At 63.1% G+C, this 25,556-nt stretch carries 21 protein-coding genes; 5 read left to right on the top strand and 16 right to left on the bottom strand.

Annotated features, from left to right (window positions below):
* Positions 1-25: 25 nt before the first annotated feature.
* The 11 genes from ACUJB0_RS21755 to ACUJB0_RS21705 form a co-directional block, all read right to left on the bottom strand.
* Entirely contained in the window at positions 26-901 is an 876-nt protein-coding gene (locus ACUJB0_RS21755; RefSeq protein ID WP_444847037.1) for an MlaA family lipoprotein, read from the bottom strand.
* Positions 898-1,368, bottom strand: a complete 471-nt coding sequence (mlaD, locus tag ACUJB0_RS21750; RefSeq protein ID WP_161089569.1) for an outer membrane lipid asymmetry maintenance protein MlaD — start codon at positions 1,366-1,368, stop codon at positions 898-900. The genes ACUJB0_RS21755 and mlaD overlap by 4 nt, the downstream gene beginning before the upstream one ends.
* 36 nt (positions 1,369-1,404) lie before the next feature.
* The gene (mlaE, locus tag ACUJB0_RS21745) at positions 1,405-2,190 is read right to left on the bottom strand and encodes a lipid asymmetry maintenance ABC transporter permease subunit MlaE (RefSeq protein ID WP_161089568.1); all 786 of its coding nucleotides are present in this window, start codon (positions 2,188-2,190) and stop codon (positions 1,405-1,407) included.
* Positions 2,187-2,990 carry an ABC transporter ATP-binding protein gene (locus ACUJB0_RS21740; protein WP_444847036.1) on the bottom strand — a complete coding sequence of 268 codons (804 nt, stop codon included), beginning with the start codon at positions 2,988-2,990 and terminating at the stop codon, positions 2,187-2,189. Before ACUJB0_RS21740 ends, mlaE begins: the two co-directional genes overlap by 4 nt.
* Positions 2,991-3,245: 255 nt before the next feature.
* Positions 3,246-4,709 (bottom strand): glutamate synthase subunit beta, encoded by a 1,464-nt coding sequence (locus ACUJB0_RS21735; protein WP_444847035.1) that lies wholly within the window; start codon positions 4,707-4,709, stop codon positions 3,246-3,248.
* Positions 4,710-4,744: 35 nt separating this feature from the next.
* Positions 4,745-9,472 carry a glutamate synthase-related protein gene (locus ACUJB0_RS21730; protein ID WP_444847034.1) on the bottom strand — a complete coding sequence of 1,576 codons (4,728 nt, stop codon included), beginning with the start codon at positions 9,470-9,472 and terminating at the stop codon, positions 4,745-4,747.
* Between the two features lie 192 nt (positions 9,473-9,664).
* On the bottom strand, positions 9,665-10,366 hold the full coding sequence (locus tag ACUJB0_RS21725) for an REP-associated tyrosine transposase (RefSeq protein ID WP_444847033.1): 702 nt from the start codon (positions 10,364-10,366) through the stop codon (positions 9,665-9,667).
* A gap of 57 nt (positions 10,367-10,423) precedes the next feature.
* Positions 10,424-12,019, bottom strand: a complete 1,596-nt coding sequence (locus ACUJB0_RS21720) for a methyl-accepting chemotaxis protein (protein WP_444847032.1) — start codon at positions 12,017-12,019, stop codon at positions 10,424-10,426.
* Between the two features lie 105 nt (positions 12,020-12,124).
* Positions 12,125-12,805, bottom strand: a complete 681-nt coding sequence (locus tag ACUJB0_RS21715) for a response regulator transcription factor (RefSeq protein WP_117012214.1) — start codon at positions 12,803-12,805, stop codon at positions 12,125-12,127.
* A 55-nt stretch (positions 12,806-12,860) separates the two neighbouring features.
* Positions 12,861-13,994 (bottom strand): PAS domain-containing sensor histidine kinase, encoded by a 1,134-nt coding sequence (locus ACUJB0_RS21710; protein ID WP_444847031.1) that lies wholly within the window; start codon positions 13,992-13,994, stop codon positions 12,861-12,863.
* Positions 13,995-17,123 (bottom strand): DEAD/DEAH box helicase, encoded by a 3,129-nt coding sequence (locus tag ACUJB0_RS21705; protein ID WP_444847030.1) that lies wholly within the window; start codon positions 17,121-17,123, stop codon positions 13,995-13,997.
* 203 nt (positions 17,124-17,326) lie between these two features.
* Here ACUJB0_RS21705 and ACUJB0_RS21700 point away from each other — a divergent pair, with 203 nt between their 5' ends.
* Entirely contained in the window at positions 17,327-19,675 is a 2,349-nt protein-coding gene (locus tag ACUJB0_RS21700; protein ID WP_444847029.1) for a Tex family protein, read from the top strand.
* Here the strand turns inward: ACUJB0_RS21700 and ACUJB0_RS21695 are convergent.
* Complete coding sequence (locus ACUJB0_RS21695; protein WP_444847028.1) at positions 19,672-20,226, bottom strand: DUF2812 domain-containing protein; 555 nt, start codon at positions 20,224-20,226, stop codon at positions 19,672-19,674. The genes ACUJB0_RS21700 and ACUJB0_RS21695 overlap by 4 nt on opposite strands.
* 9 nt (positions 20,227-20,235) lie before the next feature.
* Positions 20,236-20,559, bottom strand: coding sequence for a PadR family transcriptional regulator (locus ACUJB0_RS21690; RefSeq protein WP_444847027.1), 324 nt, complete (start codon positions 20,557-20,559; stop codon positions 20,236-20,238).
* A gap of 149 nt (positions 20,560-20,708) precedes the next feature.
* Between ACUJB0_RS21690 and grxD the strand changes: the two genes are divergently transcribed.
* Both grxD and ACUJB0_RS21680 read left to right on the top strand, forming a co-directional pair.
* Entirely contained in the window at positions 20,709-21,020 is a 312-nt protein-coding gene (gene grxD, locus ACUJB0_RS21685; RefSeq protein ID WP_028819582.1) for a Grx4 family monothiol glutaredoxin, read from the top strand.
* The gene (locus ACUJB0_RS21680) at positions 21,013-21,609 is read left to right on the top strand and encodes a UbiX family flavin prenyltransferase (RefSeq protein WP_444847026.1); all 597 of its coding nucleotides are present in this window, start codon (positions 21,013-21,015) and stop codon (positions 21,607-21,609) included. The genes grxD and ACUJB0_RS21680 overlap by 8 nt, the downstream gene beginning before the upstream one ends.
* 15 nt (positions 21,610-21,624) lie before the next feature.
* Here the strand turns inward: ACUJB0_RS21680 and ACUJB0_RS21675 are convergent, their stop codons facing one another.
* The 3 genes from ACUJB0_RS21675 to ACUJB0_RS21665 form a co-directional block, all read right to left on the bottom strand.
* Complete coding sequence (locus tag ACUJB0_RS21675) at positions 21,625-21,753, bottom strand: hypothetical protein (RefSeq protein WP_444847147.1); 129 nt, start codon at positions 21,751-21,753, stop codon at positions 21,625-21,627.
* A 289-nt stretch (positions 21,754-22,042) separates the two neighbouring features.
* Entirely contained in the window at positions 22,043-22,450 is a 408-nt protein-coding gene (locus ACUJB0_RS21670; protein ID WP_444847025.1) for a hypothetical protein, read from the bottom strand.
* 243 nt (positions 22,451-22,693) lie between these two features.
* Positions 22,694-23,734: an MBL fold metallo-hydrolase gene (locus ACUJB0_RS21665; RefSeq protein ID WP_444847024.1), complete on the bottom strand. Its 1,041-nt coding sequence runs from the start codon at positions 23,732-23,734 to the stop codon at positions 22,694-22,696.
* Between the two features lie 88 nt (positions 23,735-23,822).
* Here ACUJB0_RS21665 and ACUJB0_RS21660 point away from each other — a divergent pair, with 88 nt between their 5' ends.
* Together ACUJB0_RS21660 and ACUJB0_RS21655 are read left to right on the top strand one after the other, a co-directional pair.
* Entirely contained in the window at positions 23,823-24,227 is a 405-nt protein-coding gene (locus tag ACUJB0_RS21660) for a MerR family transcriptional regulator (protein WP_117012222.1), read from the top strand.
* Positions 24,228-24,339: 112 nt separating this feature from the next.
* On the top strand, positions 24,340-25,524 hold the full coding sequence (locus ACUJB0_RS21655; protein WP_161083029.1) for an isovaleryl-CoA dehydrogenase: 1,185 nt from the start codon (positions 24,340-24,342) through the stop codon (positions 25,522-25,524).
* Positions 25,525-25,556 lie beyond the last annotated feature (32 nt).

Here is a 25,556-nt window from a genome sequence, read left to right as displayed (position 1 = left end):
GTTACCTTTGTGTGGTTCTTCGGGGTCACTGGCTGACGGTTGCCGCAGCCGGTGCGCCAGAGTTTAACTCTTTTGGCGCCGATTCGGATGACACAGGGGTAGAACTTTCCGCGGCGGCGACCGGTTTGGCTTCCGGTTTGGCTTCCGGCTTAACTTCTGGCTTAGCCTCGGGCTCGGCCGAGTCATCCTTGGACGGCTTGCGCGGCGCGTCGTCGCCGTCCGGATGAATCTGGCTTTCGCGGCGCTGCAGGAAGCCGTCGCGGATGAATTCGTAACGGTCCAAGGCGGCGTCTTCCAGCAAACTGGTCGCGTTCAGCAGGTTAGCACGTTGATCGACGGCGCGGAGCGCGGTACCGGTGTTGCGGATGTAGACCGGTTCCTTGTAGCCCCAGATATCGCCCTTGATGTCCAGCGGCAAGGCCACCGTGTCGCGCACGGTCGAAGGGCCCAGCAGCGGCAGCATCAGGTACGGGCCGGACGGCACGCCCCAGGTGCCCAGCGTCTGGCCGAAGTCTTCCTTGTGCTTCTGCAGGCCGGCTTCCGAGGCGATGTCGAACAGGCCGACGATGCCCAGCGTGGAGTTCAGCGCGAAGCGGGTGACGTCCGACATGCCGGCTTCGCCATGGCCTTGCAGCAGGTTGTTGACGCCGGTCCAGGCGTCGGCCAGGTTGCCGAAGAAGTTGTTGACGCCGGTCTGCACGAAGTTCGGCAGCACGTTGTGGTAAGCCGTCGCGGCCGGCTTGAGCGCGTAGGTGTCGACCGTGTCGTTGAAGCTGAACATGGCGCGGTTGAAGCCCTCGTACGGGTCGCGCGGGTTCGGGCCGGCGCAGCCGGCCAGCAGCACGGTGACGCCCAGCGCCAATGCGGCGCTGCGGAGGTGTTTGGCGGTGCGTTGCGTCATTTGCTGTCCTTTCCTTCTGCAGCTTTGCTGTAGATGAACTGGTTAATCAGGTCTTCCAGTACGGCGGCCGACTGGGTACGGGCGATCTTGTCGCCGGCGGCCAGGTTGTTGGTGTCGCCGCCGGCCTCGATGCCCACGTATTGCTCACCCAGCAGGCCGGCGGTCAGGATCTTGGCCGAGCTGTCTTTCGGGAACTTGTAGCCTTCTTCCATGTTCAAGGTTACCAGCGCCTGGTAACTCTTGTCATCAAACTTGATCTCTCCCACACGGCCTACCACCACGCCGGCCGCCTTGACCGGCGCCTGCGGGCGCAGGCTGCCGATATTGTCGAACTTGGCGGTGATCGGGTAGGCCTTGCCGAAGGACATGGAACCCATGTTGCCGGCCTTCAGCGCCAGAAACATCAGCGCGGCGACGCCGACGACGATGAACAGACCGACCCAGACATCCAGAGATTTACGTTGCATAGCGATTCCTTAGTTTCTTATCTTGTACTTTTACGCTTACTTGCTGAACATCAGCGCCGTCATCATGAAGTCCAGCCACCAGATCATCAGCGATGAAATCACGACCGTGCGGGTGGTGGCGCGCGCCACGTCTTCCGGGGTCGGCTGGGCTTCGTAGCCCTGGTACAGCGCGATGAACGTGATGGCGATGCCGAACACCACGCTCTTGGCAAAGCCGTTGTAGATATCTTTCCAGATGTCGACGCCGCCCTGCATCTGCGACCAGAACGCGCCCTCGTCGACGCCGATCAGCTGCACGCCGACCAGGTAGCCGCCGAACACGCCGACCGCGCTGAACACCGACGCCAGCAGCGGCACCGAGATCACGCCGGCCCAGAAACGCGGTGCCAGCACGCGCTGGACCGGGTTGACGGCCATCATCTCCATCGCCGACAGTTGTTCGCCCGCCTTCATCAGGCCGATTTCGGCCGTCAGCGAGGTGCCGGCGCGGCCGGCAAACAGCAGCGCGGTGATCACCGGGCCCAGTTCGCGGGTCAGGCCCAGCGCCACCAGCAGGCCCAGCGACTGTTCCGCGCCGTATTTGTTGAGCGTGTAATAACCCTGCAAACCCAGCACCATGCCGACGAACAGGCCGGACAGGGTGATGATCAGCATCGAATAATTGCCGATGAAATGCAGCTGCTCGACCACCAGCGACGGCCGCTTCAGCAGGCCGGGCGACACGCCCAGCATGTTGGCAAAAGTGCGGCTGCCGTAGCCGATGCTTTCGACGTAATCGCGCAGCGGCGCGCCCAGCTTGGACAACCAGTTCTTCAGACTCATACTTGCACTCCCAGGCCCAGGTCATCGGCCAGGGATTTGCCTGGATAGTGGAACGGCACCGGGCCATCGGCCTCGGCGTTGACGAATTGCTTCACATACGGGTCGGTCGACACCATCATGTCGTCCGGCGTGCCGTGCGCGACGATCTTGCCTTGCGACAGGAAGTACACATAGTCGGCGATGGCGAAGCATTCCTTGACGTCGTGCGACACCAGCACCGTGGTCGAGCCCAGCGCGGTGTTCAGGTTGCGGATCAGGTTGGCGGTGACGCCCATCGAGATCGGGTCCAGGCCGGCGAACGGCTCGTCGTACATGATCAGTTCCGGGTCCAGCGCGATCGAGCGGGCCAGCGCCACGCGGCGCGCCATGCCGCCGGAGATTTCGCCCGGCTTGAGCTTGGCGGCGTTGCGCAGGCCGACCGCGTGCAGCTTCATCAGCACCAGGTTGCGGATCAGCTCTTCCGACAGGTCGGTGTGCTCGCGCAGCGGGAAGGCGACGTTTTCGTACACGGTCAGGTCGGTGAACAGCGCGCCGTGCTGGAACAGCATGCCCATCTTGCGGCGCAGCAGGTACAGGCCGGCGGTATTGAGCTTGTGCACCACCTGGCCCTGCACTTTGACATGGCCGCGTTGCGGGCGGATCTGGCCGCCGATCAGGCGCAACACCGTGGTCTTGCCGCTGCCCGAGCCACCCATCACAGCGATCACTTTTCCACGTGGGAAGTCCATCTGGAGGCCCGACAGGATGGCGCGCTTTCCATAGGAGAAGTGTAAATCACGGATTTCGACTAGATTAGCCACGACTGTACTCATTATTTTGAATGCCGTATTGTAGTGCAGAAAGGTTAATCTCTGCTGGCGCCCCCTTCTTTTGTGACAGAGAGAGACATGTTAAGTGGCAGATAATACAACACTACTGAACCTAAAGTCAGCAATTTACACCCATCAAGAATTGTAACATTGCTGCATCGCACAAGTTTCAGGCAAAAAAAACCGGTGGGAACGGGGATCACCCGTTGCCACCGGCGCGAAGAAGGCTTTCGCGGACCGCTGGGATTAGCGTGGAAGTTCCGACGAGCCCATCAAAAACTCATCGACCGCGCGCGCGCACTGGCGGCCTTCGCGGATCGCCCACACCACCAGCGACTGGCCGCGGCGCACGTCGCCGGCGGCAAACACGTTGGGGGCGGAAGTCTTGTAGCAGCCTTCGCCGTCCGTGGTGGCCTTGGCGTTGCCGCGTGCATCTTTCTCGATGCCGAATGCGTCCAGCACGTTGGCGACCGGCGACACGAAGCCCATCGCCAGCAGCACCAGGTCGGCCTTCATCTCGAATTCCGAGTTCGGCACTTCGCTCATCTTGCCGTCTTTCCACTCGACGCGGCAGGCGACCAGCTTCTCGACCTTGCCGTTCTTGCCTTCCAGGCGCTTGGTGGCCACCGCCCAGTCGCGCTCGCAGCCTTCCTCGTGCGACGAGGAGGTGCGCAGCTTGGTTGGCCAGTACGGCCACACCAGCGGCTTGTTCTCTTGCTCCGGCGGCATGGGCATCAGTTCGAACTGGGTCACCGAGGCGGCGCCGTGGCGGTTCGAGGTGCCGACGCAGTCGGAACCGGTGTCGCCGCCGCCGATCACCACCACGTGCTTGCCGGTGGCTTTCAGCTGGTCCTTCACCTTGTCGCCGGCGTTGACCTTGTTTTGCTGCGGCAGGAAGTCCATGGCGAAATGCACGCCCTTGAGCTCGCGGCCCGGCACCGGCAGGTCGCGCGGCTGCTCGGCGCCGCCGGCCAGGACCACGGCGTCGAATTCCTTCTCCAGGTCCTCGGGGAAGATGGTTTCCTTGGCCCAGTTGTTGACGTTGGCAGGGAAGTCCTTGCCGACCAGCACGCTGGTGCGGAACACCACGCCTTCGGCTTCCATCTGCTTGATGCGGCGGTCGATGTGCGACTTTTCCATCTTGAAGTCGGGAATGCCGTAGCGCAGCAGGCCGCCGACGCGGTCGCTCTTCTCGAACACGGTGACGGCGTGGCCGGCGCGCGCCAGCTGCTGCGCCGCCGCCAGGCCGGCGGGGCCGGAACCGACCACGGCCACTTTCTTGCCGGTCTGCTGGGCGGCCGGCTGCGGCACGACCCAGCCGTGTTCCCAGCCTTCGTCAATGATCTTATGCTCGATCGACTTGATGCCGACCGGATCGTTGTTGATGCCCAGCGTGCAGGCGGCCTCGCACGGCGCAGGGCAGATGCGGCCGGTGAACTCCGGGAAGTTGTTGGTCGAGTGCAGGGTGTCCAGCGCCTCGCGGTAGTTGCCGCGATAGACCAGGTCGTTCCAGTCCGGGATGATGTTGTTGACCGGGCAGCCCGTGTTGCAGAACGGGATGCCGCAATCCATGCAGCGCGCGCCCTGCACCTTGGCCTGTTCGTTGGTCAGGGTGATGACGAATTCGGAATAGTTTTTCAAGCGCGTAGCAGGCGGCAGATAGCTCTCGTCCTGACGCTTGAATTCCATGAAGCCGGTGATTTTACCCACGATAATTCCTTAAATATTGTTCTGTACGGTCAGCATCAGGCTGCGATCGGCTGCGCGGAAGCGGCTTCGTTCGCCACATCCTCGGCCATCTCCACCAGGGCGCGCTTGTATTCGCTCGGGAAGACCTTGACGAATTTGCCGCGGCCTTCGGCCCAGTTGTCCAGCAACAGGCGGGCACGGGTGCTGCCGGTGTGCTTGAAGTGGCGCTCGATCAGGCGCTTCAGGATCACCTCGTCCGCTTCGCGGCCGTGGTCCTTGTGCTGCACGTGCCAGGTTTCGCTCTGGGCTTCCTGCTCCTTGGCGGTCAGCACCGGTTCCAGCGTCACCATCGCGGTGTTGCAGCGGGCTTCGAAATCGCCTTCCGGGTCGTACACGTAGGCGATGCCGCCCGACATGCCCGCCGCGAAGTTGCGGCCGGTGGCGCCCAGCACGACCACGGTGCCGCCGGTCATGTATTCGCAACCGTGGTCGCCGGTGCCTTCGACGACGGCGGTGGCGCCCGAGTTACGCACAGCGAAGCGCTCGCCAGCCACGCCGTTGAAGAAGGCTTCGCCGCTGATCGCGCCGTACAGCACGGTGTTGCCGATGATGATGTTGTTCACCGCCCAGCCGCGGAACTCGGTGTTTGGACGCACGATGATGCGGCCGCCCGATAAGCCCTTGCCGACGTAGTCGTTGCCCTCACCGACCAGGTCGATGGTGATGCCGTGCGCCAGGAAGGCGCAGGCCGACTGGCCGGCCGTGCCTTGCAGCTGGATGTGGATGGTGTCGTCCGGCAGGCCGGCGTGGCCGTAGCGCTTGGCCACTTCGCCCGACAGCATGGTGCCGACGGTGCGGTTGACGTTGCGTACCGGCGAGATGAACGAGACGCGCTCGCCCTTCTCCAGCGCGGCCTTGGCTTGCGCGATCAGCTTGTGGTCGAGGGCCTTGTCCAGGCCGTGGTCCTGGTCCATCGTGTGGTAGATGGAATCGCCGTTCGGCACTTCCGGCGAGTAGAAGATGTTGCTAAAGTCCAGGCCCTTGGCTTTCCAGTGCGTGATCGCCTTGGACTTGTCCAGCAGGTCGACGCGGCCGATCAGCTCGTCATACGTGCGGATGCCCAGTTGCGCCATCAGCTGGCGGGCTTCTTCGGCAACGAAGAAGAAGTAGTTCACCACATACTCAGGCTTGCCGGAGAACTTGGCACGCAGCACAGGATCCTGCGTGGCGACGCCGACCGGGCAGGTGTTCAGGTGGCATTTGCGCATCATGATGCAACCCTCGACCACCAGCGGTGCGGTGGCGAAGCCGATTTCGTCGGCGCCCAGCATGGCGGCGATGACGACGTCGCGGCCGGTGCGCATCTGGCCGTCCGCCTGGACGCGGATGCGGCTGCGCAGGCCGTTCAGCACCAGGGTCTGCTGCGTTTCCGCCAGACCAAGCTCCCACGGCGTACCAGCGTGCTTGACCGACGACAGCGGCGAGGCGCCGGTGCCGCCGTCATGGCCGGCGACCACGACGTGATCGGCCTTGGCCTTGGTCACGCCGGCGGCCACGGTGCCGATACCGACTTCCGACACCAGCTTGACCGAGATCGAAGCACGCGGGTTGGCGTTCTTCAGGTCGTGGATCAGCTGTGCCAAGTCTTCGATCGAATAGATATCGTGGTGCGGCGGCGGCGAGATCAGACCCACGCCCGGCACCGAGAAGCGCAGCGTTGCAATGTACTCGGACACTTTATGGCCCGGCAGCTGACCGCCTTCGCCCGGCTTGGCGCCCTGCGCCATCTTGATCTGAATCTGGTCGGCCGAGTTCAGGTAAGCCGCGGTCACGCCGAAACGGCCGGACGCCACCTGCTTGATGCGCGAACGCAGCGAGTCTCCCGCCTGCAGCGGAATGTCGACCACCATCTGCTCTTTGCCCATGACCGAAGCCATGGTCTCGCCCTGCTTGATCTTGATGCCCTTCAGTTCCATCGTGTAGCGCGATGGATCCTCGCCGCCTTCGCCGGTGTTGGACTTGCCGCCGATGCGGTTCATCGCCACCGCCAGCGTGGCGTGCGCTTCGGTAGAGATCGAACCCATGGACATCGCGCCGGTCGCGAAGCGCTTGACGATTTCCTTGGCCGGCTCGACTTCGTCCAGCGGGATCGCCTTGGTTGGATCGAGCTTGAACTCGAACAGGCCGCGCAAGGTCAGGTGGCGCTTGCTCTGGTCGTTGATGATCTGCGCGTACTCTTTATAGCTGGAGAAGTTGTTGCTGCGGGTCGAATGCTGCAGTTTCGCGATCGCATCCGGGGTCCACAGGTGGTCTTCGCCACGCACGCGGTAGGCGTACTCGCCGCCGGCGTCCAGGTGGTTGGCCAGCACGGGATCGTCGCCGAAGGCCAGGTTATGCAGGCGCAGCGCTTCTTCCGCCACTTCGAACACGCCGATGCCTTCCACGTTGGAGGCCGTGCCCTTGAAGTATTTGTCGACCAGCGACTTGTTCAGGCCGACAGCTTCGAAGATCTGCGCGCCGCAGTAGGACATGTAGGTCGAGATGCCCATCTTGGACATGACCTTCATCAGGCCCTTGCCGACCGCCTTGGTGTAGTTGTAGACCGCCTTCTCGCCGGTCATGTCGCCCGGCATGCCCAGCGCCATCTCGACCAGCGTTTCCATCGCCAGGTAAGGGTGGATCGCTTCGGCGCCGTAGCCTGCCAGCAGCGCGAAGTGGTGGGTCTCGCGGGCCGAGCCGGTCTCGACGACCAGGCCGGTGGACGCGCGCAGGCCCTTGCTGACCAGGTGCTGGTGCACGGTCGAGGTGGCCAGCAGCGCTGGAATCGCCACGCGATCAGGGCCGACCGAGCGGTCCGACACGATCAGGATGTTGTGGCCGGACTTGACCGCATCGACCGCCTCGGCGCACAGCGACGCCAGGCAAGCTTCCACGCCGTCCTTGCCCCATGCCAGCGGATAGCAGATGTTGAGCTCATATGACTTGAACTTGCCGCCGGTATGCGCGCTAATGCCGCGCAGGCGGGCCATGTCGTCGAAGCCCAGGATAGGCTGCGAGACTTCCAGGCGCATCGGCGGATTGACGTTGTTGGTGTCCAGCAGGTTCGGTTTAGGGCCGATGAAGGACACCAGCGACATCACCATCGCTTCGCGGATCGGGTCGATCGGCGGGTTGGTCACTTGCGCGAACAGCTGCTTGAAGTAGTTGTACAGCGGCTTGAGCTTGTTGGACATGACGGCCAGCGGCGAGTCATTGCCCATCGAGCCGGTCGCTTCTTCGCCGGCGGCGGCCATCGGCGCCATCAGGAATTTCAGGTCTTCCTGGGTGTAGCCGAAGGCTTGCTGGCGGTCCAGCAGCGATGGCGTGGCTTTTTCGCCCTGCGCCGGCGCGACGTCCTTGGCGCGGTTGTGCGCCAGCTGGCTTTCGCTCAGCTTGATTTCGTTGAGCTTGATGCGCACCGCGTTGATCCATGCCTTGTATGGCTTGGCGTTGGCGTAGGTGTCTTTGAGCTCTTTATCGTCGATGATGCGGCCGGCTTCCAGGTCGATCAGGAACATCTTGCCTGGCTGCAGGCGCCATTTCTGGATAATTTTCGATTCCGGAATCGGCAGCACGCCCGATTCCGAGGCCATCACCACCAGGTCGTCGTCGGTGACGATGTAGCGGGCCGGACGCAGACCGTTGCGGTCCAGCGTGCCGCCGATGTAGCGGCCGTCGGTGAAGGCCATGGCGGCCGGGCCGTCCCATGGTTCCATCATGGCGGCGTGATATTCGTAGAACGCGCGGCGATTGTCGTCCATCGTGCCGTGATTTTCCCAGGCTTCCGGGATCATCATCATCATCGCCTGGGCGATCGGATAGCCTGCCATCAGCAGCAGTTCCAGCGCGTTGTCGAAGCAGGCGGTGTCCGACTGACCTTCGTAGATCAGCGGGAACAGCTTGTGCAGATCATCGCCCAACACGGCCGACTTCATCACGCCTTCACGGGCGCGCATCCAGTTGAAGTTGCCTTTGACGGTGTTGATCTCGCCGTTGTGGGCGATCAGGCGGTACGGGTGGGCCAGCGGCCATTCCGGGAAGGTGTTGGTCGAGAAACGCTGGTGCACTAGCGCCAGCGCCGAGACGCAGCGCGCATCCTGCAGGTCCTTGTAGTACACGCCGACCTGGTCCGCCAGCAGCAGGCCCTTGTAGACGATGGTACGGGCCGACAGCGAGGCCACGAAGAATTCTTTGCCGTGGATCAGCTTCAAGGCCTGGATCGCGTGGCCGGACGATTTGCGGATCACGTACAGCTTACGTTCCAGCGCGTCGGTCACCATGATGTCGGCGCCGCGGCCGATGAAGATCTGGCGGATCACCGGCTCTTTGGCGCGCACGGTCGGGGACATCGGCATGTCGCAGTCGACCGGCACGTTGCGCCAGCCCAGCACGACCTGGCCTTCGGCGCGCACGGCGCGCTCGATTTCCTGTTCGCAAGCGATGCGGGAAGCGTTTTCCTTCGGCAGGAACACCATGCCGACGCCGTACTCGCCTGGCGGCGGCAGCTCCACGCCCTGCTTGGCCATCTCGTCGCGATAGTACTGGTCCGGGATCTGGATCAGGATACCGGCGCCATCGCCCATCAGCGCGTCGGCGCCCACGGCGCCCCGGTGATCGAGGTTTTTCAGGATCAACAGACCCTGTTCCACAATGGAGTGGCTCTTGTTGCCTTTGATGTGGGCGACAAAACCGACGCCGCAGGCATCGTGTTCATTGGACGGATCGTACAGACCTTGGGCTTTCATGGGCTCTCCACTGCAATTTTGACTAACGAAAAGCTAGAGTAGTGCAATGCAGCGTAAACTTCAACAATAACAATTAGGGTCGGAGTCGAATTAATTTTTTATAAGTCGCCGGAAATTTTAATTAGGGACAGAGTGATGGCCGCTATAAAAAAACCGTGGGATCCCTCGATTCCCACGGTTCTGGCTGGCTGTTCAGGCCGCTTCAGGCTTGATTTTGAACGGCCGGCCGCGCTTGGCTGGCAAGACCTGGCGCTTGACCTTGTGCTGCAACGCCGTCTTGAATTGCTCCGTACCCAGCGGCCAGCCCTTGAGCAGCGCCTTGCTGATGAGGGTGATCTCGTCTTCGCTCAAGGCCGGCTCGGCCAGCGCGATGTAGGCCGCCTCGCGCTGGAATGGCGTGTTGCCCAGTTCCCAGAACTTCGGATGGTCGACGATCAGGCCGTCGGAGCGCAGGCCGGCGTGGTGCGGATAGCTGGACCACGGATAATCCTCGGCCCTGGCCACCATGCCGTTGCGCACCGGGTTGAACTCGATATAACGGCTGCACGACATGAAGTATTGCTCGGCGTCGATCAGCGATGTTTTGTAGCGTCCGTTCCACAAAGTGCCGCTGCGGCCGTATTTTTGGTTGAAATAGGGCACGTAGTAGCGGCCTATCCACTGCATCATCTGGCCCAGGCCGTCCGCGTCGGCCGGCGTGACCAGCAAATGCAGGTGATCCGGCATCAAAACATAGGCGTGCACCGCCACTTTGTAGTTCTTGGCGGCGGTGCGCAGCCAGCCGAGGAAGGCCTGGTAATCCTCGGCCTCGCGGAAGATCGGTTGGTTGTTGTTGCCGGTCTGGATAACGTGATGCGGCTGGCCGGGGACGATCAAGCGGGGTAGACGTGCCATAAATTTCAGCAAAAGGAATCGGAAACACCGATTCTACACCACTCTGTCCCCGATTAATCAGGTACCCAGCAAAATCGGCCTGACTCTGTCCCTGTTTTTTGGCCCAGGGCCGGAAAGCTGGAATACGCTGACCACGCGGGCCAGCGCCCCGCTCTGGTCCTGCAATGCGGCGGAGGCCGCCGCCGCCTCCTCGACCAGCGCCGCGTTCTGCTGCGTCACCTGGTCCATCTGCGCGATGGCGCGGTTGATCTGCTCGATGCCGTTGGTCTGCTCGGCGCTGGCGGCGGTGATGTCGCCGATGATATCGGTCACACGCCGCACGTTGACGACGATTTCCCGCATCGTGCTGCCGGCCTGGGCCACCAGGCGCGCGCCGCTTTCCACCTTGTCGACCGAATTGTTGATCAATTCCTTGATTTCCTTCGCCGCGCTGGCGCTGCGCTGGGCCAGGTTGCGCACCTCGCTTGCCACCACGGCAAAGCCACGGCCCTGGTCGCCGGCACGGGCCGCCTCCACCGCCGCGTTCAAGGCCAGGATGTTGGTCTGGAAGGCGATGCCGTCGATGACGGCGATGATGTCGACGATCTTGTGCGCCGACGTGCTGATCTCGCTCATGGTGTCGACCACTTCGTCGACCACGGTGCCGCCCTTGACCGCCACTTCCGAGGCCGACAGCGCCAGCGTATGCGCCTGGCGCGAGTTGTCGCCGTTCTGCTTGACGGTGGCGGTCAGTTCCTCCATCGACGAGGCGGTCTGCTGCAGCGAACTGGCCTGCTGTTCGGTGCGGGCCGACAGATCGAGGTTGCCGGTGGCGATCTGGCCCGAGGCGGTGGCGATGGTGTCGGTGCCGCTGCGGACCTGGCCGACGATGTTGATCAGGCTGGCGTTCATGTCCTTCAGCGCTTGCAGCAGCACGCCGGTCTCGTCCTTGCTGCGGACGTCGATCTTGCTGCTCAGGTCGCCTGCGGCGACGGTCTGCGCCACGCGCACCGCCTTGTGGATGGGGTCGGTGATCGAGTGGCCGATCATGTAGGCGAACCAGGCGCCCAGCACCAGCGCGCCGGCCGTCAGCGCCAGCAGGAAGCGCTGGCCGGAGTGGTATTGCTGCTGCACGTCCGCCGCCAGCGCGCGGCCGACGCCGGCCTCGTAGTCGCCGATCTTGTGCACGCTGTCCAGGTAGGCGTTGAATTGGGCTTCCAATTTATTGTCGGCCAGGGCACGGGCGCCGGCGATATCGCCGCTCTTCTTGAGCTTGAACAAGAGATCGCGGCTGGCCGCATAGCCCTTGCGCACCGACGCGACCGATTCCAGCAAGGCTTTTTCCTCGGTGCTGGTCAGCAGGGGTTCGAGTTGCTTCTGGATGGCGTTGACGCGCGCGCGGGTGGCAGCTGCCTTCTCGGCAAGCGCCGGGGATTCGGCGGTTTCGGTATTGCGGGCGAAGGCCAGCACGCTCACGCCGCTGATGCTGATCTGGTTATGCCATTCGGCGGTCAGGCGCTCCTTGACGCTGGCGCTGCCGACCATCTGTTCGGTCAGGTCGCCCACCGCCTGCAGGCGCCACATGCCGGCCATGGCCATGCCGACGATGAGCAACATCACCAGGCCGAAACCGCCGGCCAGGCGCATCCCTATCTTCCAATCGCTGTAGCGCATTACAATTCTCCCCAGTTTTTTTAAGGTGGAAAATTCATGCTACGACAAAGCTGCACTTAGGAAACTCACAGATTTCCACAGTACAGAAATACTATTGAGTTCGACTCAAGATAAGTTGAAGCTGGCGGAGAGGCTGTAGCCCTCGCCATAGGCGCTGCGCAGGGGCAAGTCCTGGCCAAGGCCGGTGCGGGCTTTTTTGCGTAAACGATACACCAGCATGTCGACCCGGCGGCCGGCGTCGGGATCGTCGCCGCCGATGCCGGCCACGATGACCTGGCGCGGTACGGGACGGGTGTTAATCGTCAGCAAATGAAGGAAATTGCATTCTTTCTCGGTCAGCGTGATCGCCATGCCCTGCAGTTCCAGCTGGCGGGCGCTGACGCGCAGCGTCCATTTGCTGGGGGCCGGGACGGTTTCCTGCGGGCCGACGCGGCGGTCCAGCGCCTCGATGTGGGCGGCCAGTTCCGGGAATTTGATCGGCTTGGTCAGGTAGTGGTCGGCGCCCAGGCGCAGGCCGAGGATGCGGTTGTCGAACGCGACCCGGCCGGTCAGCACCAGCAGGCCGATCTGCGGATACAGCTGGCGCATCCGGGGTATCACATTGAAACCATCTTCGTCCGGCAAGCCCAGATCGAGCACCACCACGCCGACATTGCCCTGGCTCAGGGCGGACCACATTTCGCTGGCGTTGTTGGTGATGTGTACTTCGTGTTCAAGCTCAGTCAAGAACTCTGCCATTTCCTCGGCATAGTCCAGATTGTCTTCCACGATAAGTATTTGCGTCATTGATGCGCCATTCGATCGATTATTGAGCGACAGTGCTCAGTCCTGCCCTACTGCTTCAGCTTGCGTCCAAGGAATTATCACTGCTGCCACCCGACCGCGCAAGGCTTTTCCCGGCAGCGGGCCCAACCGGCAACCAAATCCGAAATTCCGCGCCGCTTTCAGAAACATTTGTTGCAGTCACCGTGCCGCCGTGGACGTCCACCACCGCGCGCGCCATGTACAGGCCCAGGCCCGATCCGGCGACGCCGACAGCATTGCTGCCGCGGAAGGATTTGTCGAACACATGCGCCAGTTCGGCCGCCGGCACACCGGCCCCGTGATCGCGCACCAGGAACTCGACACCACCCTCGCTTGCCATTTTGCCTATCAATTCTATCGGAGTATTGGCACTTGTGTACTTAATTGCATTGTCCAGCAAGATTTCCAGACATAAGCGCATGCCGGCGGGGTCGCAGCGCATCCATTGCGGCAGCGCATCGGTACGCACGCTGACCGCGTCTCGCCGCCGGCGCGCCTGTTCGGCCACCGATTCCAGCAGCGTGGCGGGTGAGATTTCGTTGGGCTGGCGCTCGCGGCCGATGCTGGCCATGCGCTCGGGCGACAGGTACTCGTCCAGCATGACCAGCATGCGGTCGACCGCGGTCTGGATCTTGCGGTAGCGCTTGCGGGTGGCTTCGTCGTGGTGGGCGCCGGTCATTTCCAGGCGCTGCACGGCGCCGTCGATGGTCGACAGCGGCGTGCGGAATTCGTGCGACAGCATGGAGGCGAATTTCTTTTGCTGCGCCGCCAGCTCGCGGCGCGCGCTCAGGTCGCGCACGATGCCGACCACCGAGACGGCGGCGCCGTGCTCGTCGAGGATCAGCGTCGATTCGATTTCCACCGGCAGCATGCGGCCGTCCGCGTGGGGCAGCTCGGTTTCACGCAGCAGGCGAAGGCGGCTCGGGTCGCCGCCAGCGTGGCGCGCCAGCCGGGCCGGCAGCTGTTGCAACAGGCCGGACGCCAGCGCCTGCGCGGACTCCAGCGTGTAGCCGAACTGGCGCTCGGCCGCCGGACTGAGCCACGTCAGGCGCAGGCTGGCGCAGTCGGCCATCCAGCTGACCTCGCTGCTGTGCTGCAAAAGCAGGCGGTACCGCTCCGCTTCCTCCTGCGACTGGCGCAGCGCCGCTTGCAGTTCGGCGACGGTCGCCACTTATTCCGCCAGCGGGGCGAAGATCTGCTGCAAGTCCTCCTGGGTGAGCGCCATTTTCTGCGACTCGCCTTCGGCCAGGATGGATTGCGCCAGATCGGATTTCTTCTGCTGCAGCAGCTGGATTTTTTCCTCCAGCGTGCCCTTGGCGATCAGCTTGTAGACGAACACCGGCTTGTCCTGGCCGATGCGCCAGGCGCGGTCGGTGGCCTGGTTTTCCGCCGCCGGATTCCACCACGGATCGTAGTGGATCACGGTGTCGGCCGCCGTCAGGTTCAGGCCGACACCGCCGGCCTTCAGGCTGATCAGGAAGATCGGCACCGCGCCTTGCTGGAACGCCGCCACTTGCGCGCTGCGGTCCTTGGTCTCGCCGGTCAGCAAGGCATACGGGATATCGCGCGCTTCCAGTTCCTCCTCGATCAGCTCGAGCATGCTGGTGAACTGCGAGAACACCAGGATCTTGCGGTTTTCCTCCAGCAAGTCCTCGACCATCTGCATCAGGTCGAGCAGCTTGGCCGAGCCGGCCGTCTGCTTCTTCGACGGCAGCGACTTGACCAGGCGCGGATCGCAGCACACCTGGCGCAGCTTCAGCAGCGCCTCCAGGATCACGATCTGGCTGCGCGCCACGCCCTTGCGGTCGATTTCCTCGCGCACCTTCTGGTCCATGGCCAGGCGCACCGTTTCGTACAGGTCGCGCTGGGCGCCGGTCAGCTCGACCTTGCGCACCATCTCGGTCTTGGGCGGCAGTTCCTTGGCCACGTTGTCCTTGGTCCGGCGCAGCAGGAAAGGCTTGATGCGGCGGTTCAGCAGCGCGCGCCGCAGCGGGTCGTCCTGGCGTTCGATCGGGTGGCGGAACACGGTGTTGAAACCCTTCTCGTCACCCAGCAAGCCGGGCAGCAGGAAGTGGAATTGCGACCACAGCTCGCCCAGGTGGTTTTCCAGCGGCGTGCCGGACAAGCACAGCCGATGGCGCGCGCGCAACAGGCCGGCGCTTTGCGCGGCCTTGCTGCGGGTGTTCTTGATGTAGTGCGATTCGTCCAGGATGACCAGGTGGAAATCATGCTCGCGCAGTTTTTCCTCGTCGCGCGGCAGCAGCGCGTAGGTGGTCAGCACCAGGTCGGCTTCCTCGATCTGGTCGAACTGGCCCATGCGGTCCTTGCCTTGCAACAGCAGCACGCGCAGGCCGGGGGCGAAACGGGCGGCCTCCTCCTGCCAGTTGCCCATCAGGCTGGTCGGCGCGATCACCAGCGCCGGCGCGGTCAGGCGGCCGGCTTCCTTCTCGACCAGGATGTGGGCCAAGGTCTGCACGGTCTTGCCCAGGCCCATGTCATCGGCCAGGATGCCGGCGAAGCCGTATTCGCGCAGGAACTGCATCCACGACAAGCCGTCGGTCTGGTAGTCGCGCAGCGTGGCCTGCAGGCCGGCCGGCGTGGCGATGCGCTTGACGGCGCCGAACTGGTTCAGGCGGGCGCCCATTTCGCGCAGCTCGGCGCCGCCAGTCCAGTTGAGCTCGACGTTGCGGGCCAGGTCGTCCAGGCGCGCCGCGTCCAGCGTGGCCATGCGCAGCGAGGTCTTGATCTTGTCGTTGAAGTACAACTCGCCCAGCGTGTTGAGGATGGGCTTGACGCGGCCCCACGGCAGCGCGACACGGCTGCCGTCGGGCAGCACGGCCAGCATCTGGTCCTCGTCGCCGTGCTGGGCGATGGTTTTCGGGTTGAAGTCGTTCGGCGCGCTGCGGATCATCTGCACCAGCACCGGCAGCAGCGGCACGCGGTCCTGCTCGACCATGATGCCCAGTTCCAGCTCGAACCAGGCGTGGCCGCCGTCGGCCGGGTCTTCCACCACATCGGCATACCAGTCGCCGACCTCGGTCACGTCGTAGCGGTACTTGACGGTTTTTTCGACCTTCCAGCCGGCTTGCTTGAGCGCGTCGATGCCGTCGCGGGCAAAGCGTATCCATTCGGCTTGGCTGGGCAGCAACAGGCCGCCCTTGACGCTGCTCAACGGCAGCGCGACCGGCGGGTGGAAGTGGCGCTCGGTCAGCAGCGACAGGGCCAGCTCCTCGGCGGCGCTGTCGCGCTGGATGATTTCGGTCACTTCGCCCTTCTGGCGCACCACGCGCTGCGACGGGTCGAAGGAGACGCGCTCGCCGTCGTAGTCGAAGGACAGCACGGCGAAGTCGTGCCAGCGTTGCAGCGAGCCGTCGGCCAGCATGGCCGCGTCCAGCGTCAGCACCGGGCGCGGCTTGACGTCATCGCGCACCCGCTGCGGCAGCGGCTGCGGCAGCGGCATCAGCTGCTGCAGGCCGTGGGCCAGCAGCAGCTGCGACACGCGCATCTTGTCGTTGTTGGTCAGCAGCGGAGCTTGCGCCACCAGCGCCTGCAGGTCGGCCAGCGGGATCGCCGCGCCGCCCTGGTTCAGCTGCAGCACGCCGCAGGAAAGATTGTCGATGTACCACGGCGGATCGGTCGGCAGCATGTAGTCGACCTGGTCGGCGCCGACATGCTTGGCGTTCGGCGGCGCCTGCACTTGCCAGCCCAGCCGCAAACCCTTGCCTTCTTCGCGCCAGGCCAGGTTGGCTTCGCGCATCACGCCGCCCTTGAGCGGGTAGACCAGGCCGTTGCCGACGTCGGCCCAGGAGTTTGCCCAAAGCAATTTATCCTGTTCGGCCAGCATGTTGAGCAAAGCCGCGCCGATCTTGCCGCGCGGCTCGGTGGCGGAGCCGGTCTGGGAATTCTGTCCGCTGCGCATTGCAACAAAGAAACGGATCAAGTCCTCGTCGCCGGGCGCGAGGAAGCTCGGCGGGGCCGACAGCAGCGAAAATATCTCGCTCACCGGGCTGGCCGCGGCGACATCGCCGTTCGAGCGCAGCCGCGCCTTGTACAGGCACAGCGCCACATGGCGGCCGCCGCTGGTGGGCGCCATCACGTAGATCAACTTGTATTGGGTCTGCTGCTTGGGATCGTTATCGACCGGCGGCGCGTTCAGTTTGGCTTTTGGATGCGCTGCGGCATCCACACGCTGCAGCCAGGTGGCTACGGCGTACGACAATTGATTCGCGGGCGGCGCAGGGCGTACGGGGGCTGCCGGGGCAGCTGGGACATCGGTGGCGTCGTCGCGGGTAAAATCCATAGGTCGCATTGTTGGTCAGCATGGTTCAAAAACGGCAACAGGCGATATTATCCGCCATACACGCCTTCGTGTTTGCGGATTCTTCAAAAACCCGCAGATAAACGTGTTACTTCGGCCGCCCACAGTCCGTTTGGACTGTCAAGACTGGCGCATTCGCGCCGATTGCGTATCATTCCGGGCTTGACTGCTTAGGAATCGCCCACATGTTGCCTTCAATCGAACAACGTCTTGCCCTGGAACTGACTTGCAAACCGGTGCAGGTCGCCGCCGCCATCGCCCTGCTGGACGAAGGCGCCACGGTGCCCTTCATCGCCCGCTACCGGAAAGAAGCCACCGGCGGCCTGGACGACATTCAATTGCGTCTGCTCGAAGAGCGGCTGCGCTACCTGCGCGAGCTGGAAGACCGCCGCGCCGCCATCGTGGCTTCGATCACCGAGCAGAATAAAATGACGCCCGAACTGTTAGATGCAGTCATGCATGCAGAAGACAAGACCCGTCTTGAAGACTTATATCTGCCCTACAAGCAAAAACGCCGCACCAAGGCGCAAATCGCCATCGAAGCGGGCCTGGCGCCGCTGGCCGACGGCCTGCTGGCCAATCCGGAACTGAACCCGGAAATGGAAGCCAACAAATACCTGCGCGACGCCTTCACCACCGCCGAGGGCAACAATCCGGGCGTGGCCGACATCAAGGCGGCGCTGGACGGCGCCCGCCAGATCCTGATGGAACGCTTTGCCGAAGACGCCACCCTGCTGCAATCCCTGCGCGAATATGTGCAAGAGCATGGCATCGTGGAGTCCAAGGTTATTGAAGGAAAGCAAGACGAGGGCGAAAAGTTCGCCGATTACTTCGATTATTCCGAAACCATAGCCACCGTGCCGTCGCACCGCGCGCTGGCCCTGCTGCGCGGCCGCCGCGAAGGCATCCTCGACGTCACGCTGCGGCTGGACACCGAGGCCGAGAAACCAAAGTGGGATGCGCCGCACAATCCGTGCGAAGGCCGCATCGCCGCCCGTTTCGGCATCAAGAACCAGGGCCGTCCGGCCGACAAGTGGCTGGGCGACACGGCCCGCTGGACCTGGCGCGTGAAGAGCTTCATGCACCTGGAAACCGAGCTGATGGGCGCGCTGCGCGAGCGTTCCGAGCAGGACGCGATCAACGTCTTCGCCACCAACCTGAAGGCGCTGCTGCTGGCCGCGCCGGCCGGCCAGCGCGCCACCATGGGCCTGGACCCGGGCCTGCGCACCGGCGTCAAGGTGGCGGTGGTGGACGCCACTGGCAAGGTGGTCGACACCGCCGTGATCTACCCGCACCAGCCGAAGAACGACTGGGACGGCTCGCTGCATACGCTGGGCAAGCTGGCGGCCAAGCACAATGTTTCGCTGATTTCGATCGGCAACGGCACCGCCTCGCGCGAGACCGACAAGCTGGCGCAGGACCTGATCAAGCGCTTCCCTGAGCAAAAGATGAGCAAGATCGTCGTGTCGGAGGCGGGCGCGTCGGTGTATTCGGCGTCGGAATTCGCCTCGCGCGAACTGCCGGACATGGACGTGTCGCTGCGCGGCGCGGTGTCGATCGCCCGCCGCCTGCAGGATCCGCTGGCCGAGCTGGTCAAGATCGATCCGAAATCGATCGGTGTCGGCCAGTACCAGCACGACGTCTCGCAGACCCAGCTGGCCCGCTCGCTGGACGCGGTGGTCGAGGATTGCGTGAACGCGGTCGGCGTGGACGTCAACACCGCCTCGGCGCCGCTGCTGGCGCGGGTGTCGGGCCTGTCGGCCTCGGTGGCGCAGGCCATCGTTTCCTACCGCGACGTCAAGGGCGCGTTCACCTCGCGCGCGGCGCTCAAATCGGTGCCGCGCCTGGGCGACAAGACCTTCGAACAGGCGGCCGGCTTCCTGCGCGTGATGGGCGGCGAGAACCCGCTGGACGCCTCGGCGGTGCACCCGGAATCGTATCCGCTGGTGGAGAAAATCCTCGGCGACATCAAGAAGGACATCAAGGCCGTGATCGGCGAAACCGCGCTGATCAAGACGCTCAACCCGGCCAAGTACGCCGACGACAAGTTCGGCGTGCCGACCATCTCCGATATCCTGAAGGAGCTGGAGAAGCCGGGCCGCGATCCGCGTCCCGAGTTCACCACCGCCACCTTCAAGGAAGGCGTGGAAGAGATCCGCGACCTGCGCCCGGACATGATCCTGGAAGGCGTGGTCACCAACGTGGCCGCGTTCGGCGCGTTTGTCGACATCGGCGTGCACCAGGACGGGCTGGTGCACATCTCGGCCTTGTCGAACACCTTCGTCAAGGATCCGCACACGGTGGTCAAGGCCGGCCAGGTGGTCAAGGTCAAAGTGCTGGAGGTGGACGAGAAGCGCAAGCGCATCGCGCTGACCATGCGCCTGACGGACAGCGCGCCGCAAGCCGGTTCGCAGCCGCAGCAGCGCGGCGACCGCAACGACCGCAAGAGCATGGGCCAGCACCAGAAGCAGGCCGCCAAGTCCGAGCCGATCGGCGGCAGCATGGCGGCCGCCTTCGCCAAGCTGCGCGGTTAAACCTGTTTCAAGTCGCGGATGCGGCGGCTGATCCTGGCGATGCCGTAGAGCAGCAGCAATAGCACGGCAAGGTTCAGCGACGCCGTGATGGCAGGGTAGACGGCAATGTCCGCCTTCCTTGCCAGCAGTTCGCGCCAGTTCCGGAAGTTGATCCATATCGACGGCACCTGCGCCACCATGACCAAAGTCAGCACGCCGAGCACTGCCCGATACTTGCGGATCCGACCTGCGCTGTCGGTAAAGATTTCCATCGCCGTGCCGGCCTTGCGGGTCTTGCGCCAGCAATGCCAGCCCAGCGTGGATGCTACGTATTCCCAGCCTGCATCCTGGAACAGCTGCATGTATTCCGGGTCGCGCCGCCGCTGCTTGCCCACGTCCCAGCGATACACCACATCCGCCGGCATGCCGCGCACAAAGGTATGCATGCCGATGCAGTTGGTGTCACGCAAATGCAATCCTTCCGCCGCCATCCGCTGCAGCCACTGCTCGTGTTTCTCATCCTGCCAGACAAACCACCATTTGTACTTCCGCACTACGGTACCGTTTTCCACACTGCCTCCTCAAGCGGCTCGCAGCAGCGCATGCGCGTTGCCGACCATGATTTCCAGCCGGCGCACCTGCTCGGCCAGCACCTTCCGTCCCAACTCCGTCAGCGCGTAGACCTTGCGCCGTTCCTCTTCCGCCACCTTGACGATCAAGGCCTGCTTTTCCAGCGTGCCGAACACGCCGTACAAGGTGCCCGGCCCCAGGGTGACGCTGCCGCCGCTCATCGTTTCCACCTTCTGCATGATGGCGTAGCCGTGCAGCGGTTCGTTCAGCGCCAGCATCACGTAAAACGTGGCCTCGGACAGCGGCAGATACTTCGAGTAATGGATATCGCCCATCGCGTTCCTCTGTATCGTTAAACGGTATATCGGTAGTCGATATATCGATAGACGCTATACTACCAATGATTTTCGCCGTGTCAACCACGCGGCGGCCGCATTTCTTATAAAATGACGGCATCTAATTACATCTTTTCACTGAGGCAGCTATGAGCGACGTACAAACCTGGATCAAAGAAACCGTGACCGCCACCCCTGTGGTGCTGTTCATGAAGGGCACCGCCCAGTTCCCGCAATGCGGCTTTTCCGGCCGCGCCATCCAGATCCTGAAAGCCTGCGGCGTTGAGAACATTGCAACCGTGAACGTGCTGGAAGATCCTGAAGTTCGCCAGGGCATCAAGGATTACTCGAACTGGCCAACCATTCCCCAGCTGTACATCAAGGGCGAATTCATCGGCGGTTCGGACATCATGAATGAAATGTTCGAGTCGGGTGAGCTGAAGGCCCTGCTGGATGCCTGATCGACCGCAGCGGATCATTATCGCCATCACCGGCGCCACCGGCGCGGTGTATGGCGTGCGTCTGCTGCAACAGTTGCAACACACCGCAGGCATGGAGACGCATCTGATCGTCTCGGACGCGGCGGTCCTCACGCTGCACCAGGAAACCGGCTTGCAGCGGCGCGAGGTCGAGGCGCTGGCCCACGTAGTGCACAAGGTGCGCGACGTCGGCGCGGCCATCGCCAGCGGTTCCTTCCAGTCGGATGGGATGATCATCGCGCCATGCTCGATGAAGACGCTGGCGTCGGTGGCGCACGGCCTGTCGGACAACCTGGTCGCGCGCGCGGCCGACGTGGTGCTCAAGGAGCGCCGCCGGCTGGTGCTGATGGTGAGGGAGACGCCGTTCAACCTGGCGCATCTGCGCAATATGACGGCGGTGACGGAAATGGGCGGGATTATCTTCCCGCCGCTGCCCAGCTTTTACCACAACCCGCAAAGCATTGCGGAGATGGTCGACCACACGGTCGGCCGGGTGCTGGATTTGTTCAGCATCGAGCACACGCTGGCCCCGCGCTGGAACGGCATGAAGCCGGCCAGCGAACCGAACTAACCCGCCTGTACCGCGCTAGCGTTTATCGAACTGCGAACCGCTGGCCTTCTTCAGATCCCGTGCTTCCTCGACCATGCGACGGTGGGCGATACGCTTGCGCATCACCTCCGCGTGCTGGGCGGCGGTCATCGGGGGGGCGGTCATCAAATCTTTTAGCTGCGCGACGTTGCTGTAGTTACTTTTCATAAGACGGCTCAAAAGCTAGGCTCCCGAAGTAAATGCTGCGGCTCAGCGGCGCTGATTACCTATTGTGCCTCAAAACCGTGTCGAAACTATGACAATTCATAAAGCCCCCTAAAATAAAAAAGGCGCCCCCTTGGGGACGCCCATTCCGAACAAAAACTTGATTTCCCGTGAAACTAGTTTCACACGGAAACAGTCCAGTCTTCAGCCACAAACGGTAAAAATAACTCCGTAGTAGTACATAAAATGACTACTTTTGGTAGTTGACACGCACCAGCATGCGTATAAATTCGCGTGCGATCTGGCGATGATGCTCGTCCAGGCGTTGCAAATCCGCGATCAACTTGACGTCGGCCGACTCGAAGCGCGACAGGCCGTTGCCGCCGTCGCCAGTTGGCGCGTCCGCTTCGGCGCCGCCAAAGCGCAGCCATTCGGCCGGCACGCCCAGCCATTGCGCGATCATGCGCAGCTTTTCCTGGGTCGGAATCGCCTCGCCTACCAGCCATTTACGGGCGGCGTGGACGGTGATGGGCCGGCCATCGAAGCGGATGTTGAATTCCCGCGCCAACCGGGTTGGACTGTCGGGCGAGTAGTGGGCGTTTTTGAGAGCCTGTTGCAAGCGCTGGCTAAAGCTTTCGCGTTCATTGGAAGAATTCATAATTGCACTATTTCACGTTGCGTCATGAAAGTCAGTCTCTTGTTTTTAAGATCTGATTGTGACGTGATGGGATTTTATAATTAACACTTTATCCTCTGTAAGTGCAAGCGCCCGCAATAACAGGCGCCGAACTTTATTCGGTTTCCCGCTGCGAAACGGGCCGGGGCCTCGGAGCCGTTTCCAGCGGAAATAGTGAAGTTATTACAATAACACTACTGCTAGTTTACGGCCAGACTTTCGACGCTACGCCACGCGGAAGCGTATGATGCCGTCCGCCCCTGTTTGACGGCGCACGATACCGTCGTGCCACAAATTGTGCAGATGGGCCAGCGCCTCGCCCAGCGCAAAGCTCAGCTGGTGGGCGTCCAACGGCCGTTTGAACATCAGCGGCACGATGTCGGCCGCCGATTGCCAATCGCGGCAGGCGTCGACCACTTCGGCCAGCCGCTCGACGTGGTGCTGGCGCAATTGGGCGATGCGGGTGTGCAGGCCGCGGAATGGTTTGCCGTGTGACGGCAACACCAATACATCGTTCGGCAAGTCAACAAACTTGCTTAATGATTCCAAATACAGCGTCAGCGAGTTGGCTTCCGGCTCGACGGCGAAAACCGATACATTGGTGGAAATGCGCGGCAGCACCATGTCGCCGGAAATCAGCACGTTCAGTTCCGCGCAATACAGCGCCGCGTGCTCGGGGGAATGGCCGAAACCGGTGATCACCCGCCACTGTTGCTCACCGACAACGATCAACTGTCCGTCCTGGATGCGGTTGTAGGCGGCCGGCACCGACGGCACCAGCGTCGGATAGTAGTTTTTCCGGCTGCCCATCTTTTCCAGCATCTCGGGATCGCGCAGGCCGTGGCGCTGGAAGTGCGGCAGCGCCGCCAGGCCGTCCACGCCCGGCAGCGCGGCCGACATCATGCGCGCGAAGCCGTACTCGCCGGTGGTGGTCCACAGCGGCGCGTCCCAGCGGCGGCACAGCCAGTCGGCCAGGCCGATGTGGTCGGGATGGCAATGCGTGGCGAACACGCGCCGCACCGGCAGGCCGTCCAGGCCGCTTTCGAAGATGGATTCCCAGGCGGCGCGGGTGGCATCCACCGCCACGCCGCTGTCGACCACGCTCCAGCCCTCGCCGTCACGCAGCAGCCAGAGGTTGATATGATCCAGCGCGAACGGCAGCGGCATGCGCAGCCAGCGCAGGCCGGGCGCGATCTCGTGCACGGCGCCGATGGCCGGGATGGTGTCGCCCAGCGGGTAGTCCAGTTGCGATTCGAGCGGGTTCATATTTTCTTCTTTCGGAAAGTCAGGCGCGCTACAATGTGCTTGACGTTGACGTAAACGGAAATTGTACGACTTTACCGCAAACCTAGAGATGCCCACCTACACCATCACCGAACTGGCCCGTGAATTCGACATCACGGCGCGCGCGATCCGCTTTTACGAAGACCAGGGCCTGCTGAGCCCGTCCCGCGAAGGCGCCGGCGGCCGCAACCGCGTCTACACGCCGCGCGACCGCACCCGCCTCAAGCTGACCCTGCGCGGCAAGCGCCTGGGCCTGTCGCTGTCGGAAATCAAGAGCCTGGTCGACATGTACGAATCGCCCAAGGATACCAGCGCCCAGATGAACCGCTTCCTGGGCGTGCTGGCGCAGCACCGCGAAACGCTGGAACAGCAGCGCGAGGACATCGAGATGTCGCTGGCGGAAATCACCGCCCACGAGGACGAATGCAAGCGCCTGCTGGCCGCCATCGGCGAACCCCGGCCGGCCACCATCTGACAAAAATAACAAGATTGCGTGACGGCCCACCGTCACCGCTGCTTTACGTTTACGTTAACGTCACACCGGCGTATTATTGACGCTTCCACCAAAACACAAGAATGAGGACGACATGCTCCATCTCCCAGGCCTGACCTTTGACCACGGCGAAGACATCGCCGCCCTGCGCGAAGCCGTGCAACAGTTCGCCGCCGCCGAAATCGCGCCGCGCGCCGCCGAAATCGACCGCAACGACCAGTTCCCGATGGACCTGTGGCGCAAGATGGGCGAGCTGGGCGTGCTCGGCATCACCGTCGGCGAGGAATACGGCGGCGCCAACATGGGCTACCTGGCCCACATCGTGGCGATGGAGGAAATCTCGCGCGCCTCGGCCTCGGTCGGCCTGTCGTACGGCGCCCACTCGAACCTGTGCGTCAACCAGATCAAGCGCAACGGCACCGAAGAGCAAAAACAAAAATACCTGCCCAAGCTGATCTCCGGCGAACACGTGGGCGCCTTGGCGATGTCCGAGCCGAACGCCGGTTCCGACGTGGTCAGCATGAAACTGCGCGCCGACTTCAAGGGCGACCGCTGGGTGCTGAACGGCACCAAGATGTGGATCACCAACGGCCCCGACGCCGACGTGCTGGTGGTTTACGCCAAGAACGACCTGGAAGCCGGCCCGAAAGGCATGACCGCCTTCCTGATCGAAAAAGGTTTCAAGGGCTTCTCCGTGGCCCAGAAGCTCGACAAGCTGGGCATGCGCGGCTCGCACACCGGCGAGCTGGTGTTCGACAACTGCGAAGTGCCGGCCGAGAACGTGCTGGGCGGCCTGGGCAAGGGCGTCAACGTGCTGATGTCCGGCCTGGACTTCGAGCGCACCGTGCTGTCCGGCGGCCCGCTGGGCATCATGCAGGCCTGCATGGACGCGGTCGTGCCCTATATTCACGACCGCAAGCAATTCGGCCAGCCGATCGGCGAATTCCAGCTGATGCAGGGTAAGATTGCGGATATGTACTCGACCATGATGGCGTGCAAGGCATATGTGTACGCCGTCGGTCAGGCCTGCGACCGGGCCAAAACCCCGGAAGCGGTCCGCCAGTTGCGCAAGGATGCAGCGGGAGCCATTTTGTATAGCGCAGAAAAAGCGACCTGGATGGCCGGCGAGGCGATCCAGACGCTGGGCGGCAACGGCTACATCAACGAGTATCCGGTCGGCCGCCTGTGGCGCGACGCCAAGTTGTACGAGATTGGCGCCGGCACCAGCGAAATCCGCCGCATGCTGATCGGCCGCGAACTGTTCGCGGAAACCAAGTAAGCATCGTGTGCGTTGGCTGGACCGGCGGCAGT

Origin of the sequence: Duganella caerulea (assembly GCF_040362985.1) — a bacterium.
Lineage (GTDB): Bacteria > Pseudomonadota > Gammaproteobacteria > Burkholderiales > Burkholderiaceae_D > Rugamonas > Rugamonas vulcania.
This window is presented reverse-complemented; position numbering and strand designations above follow the sequence as displayed.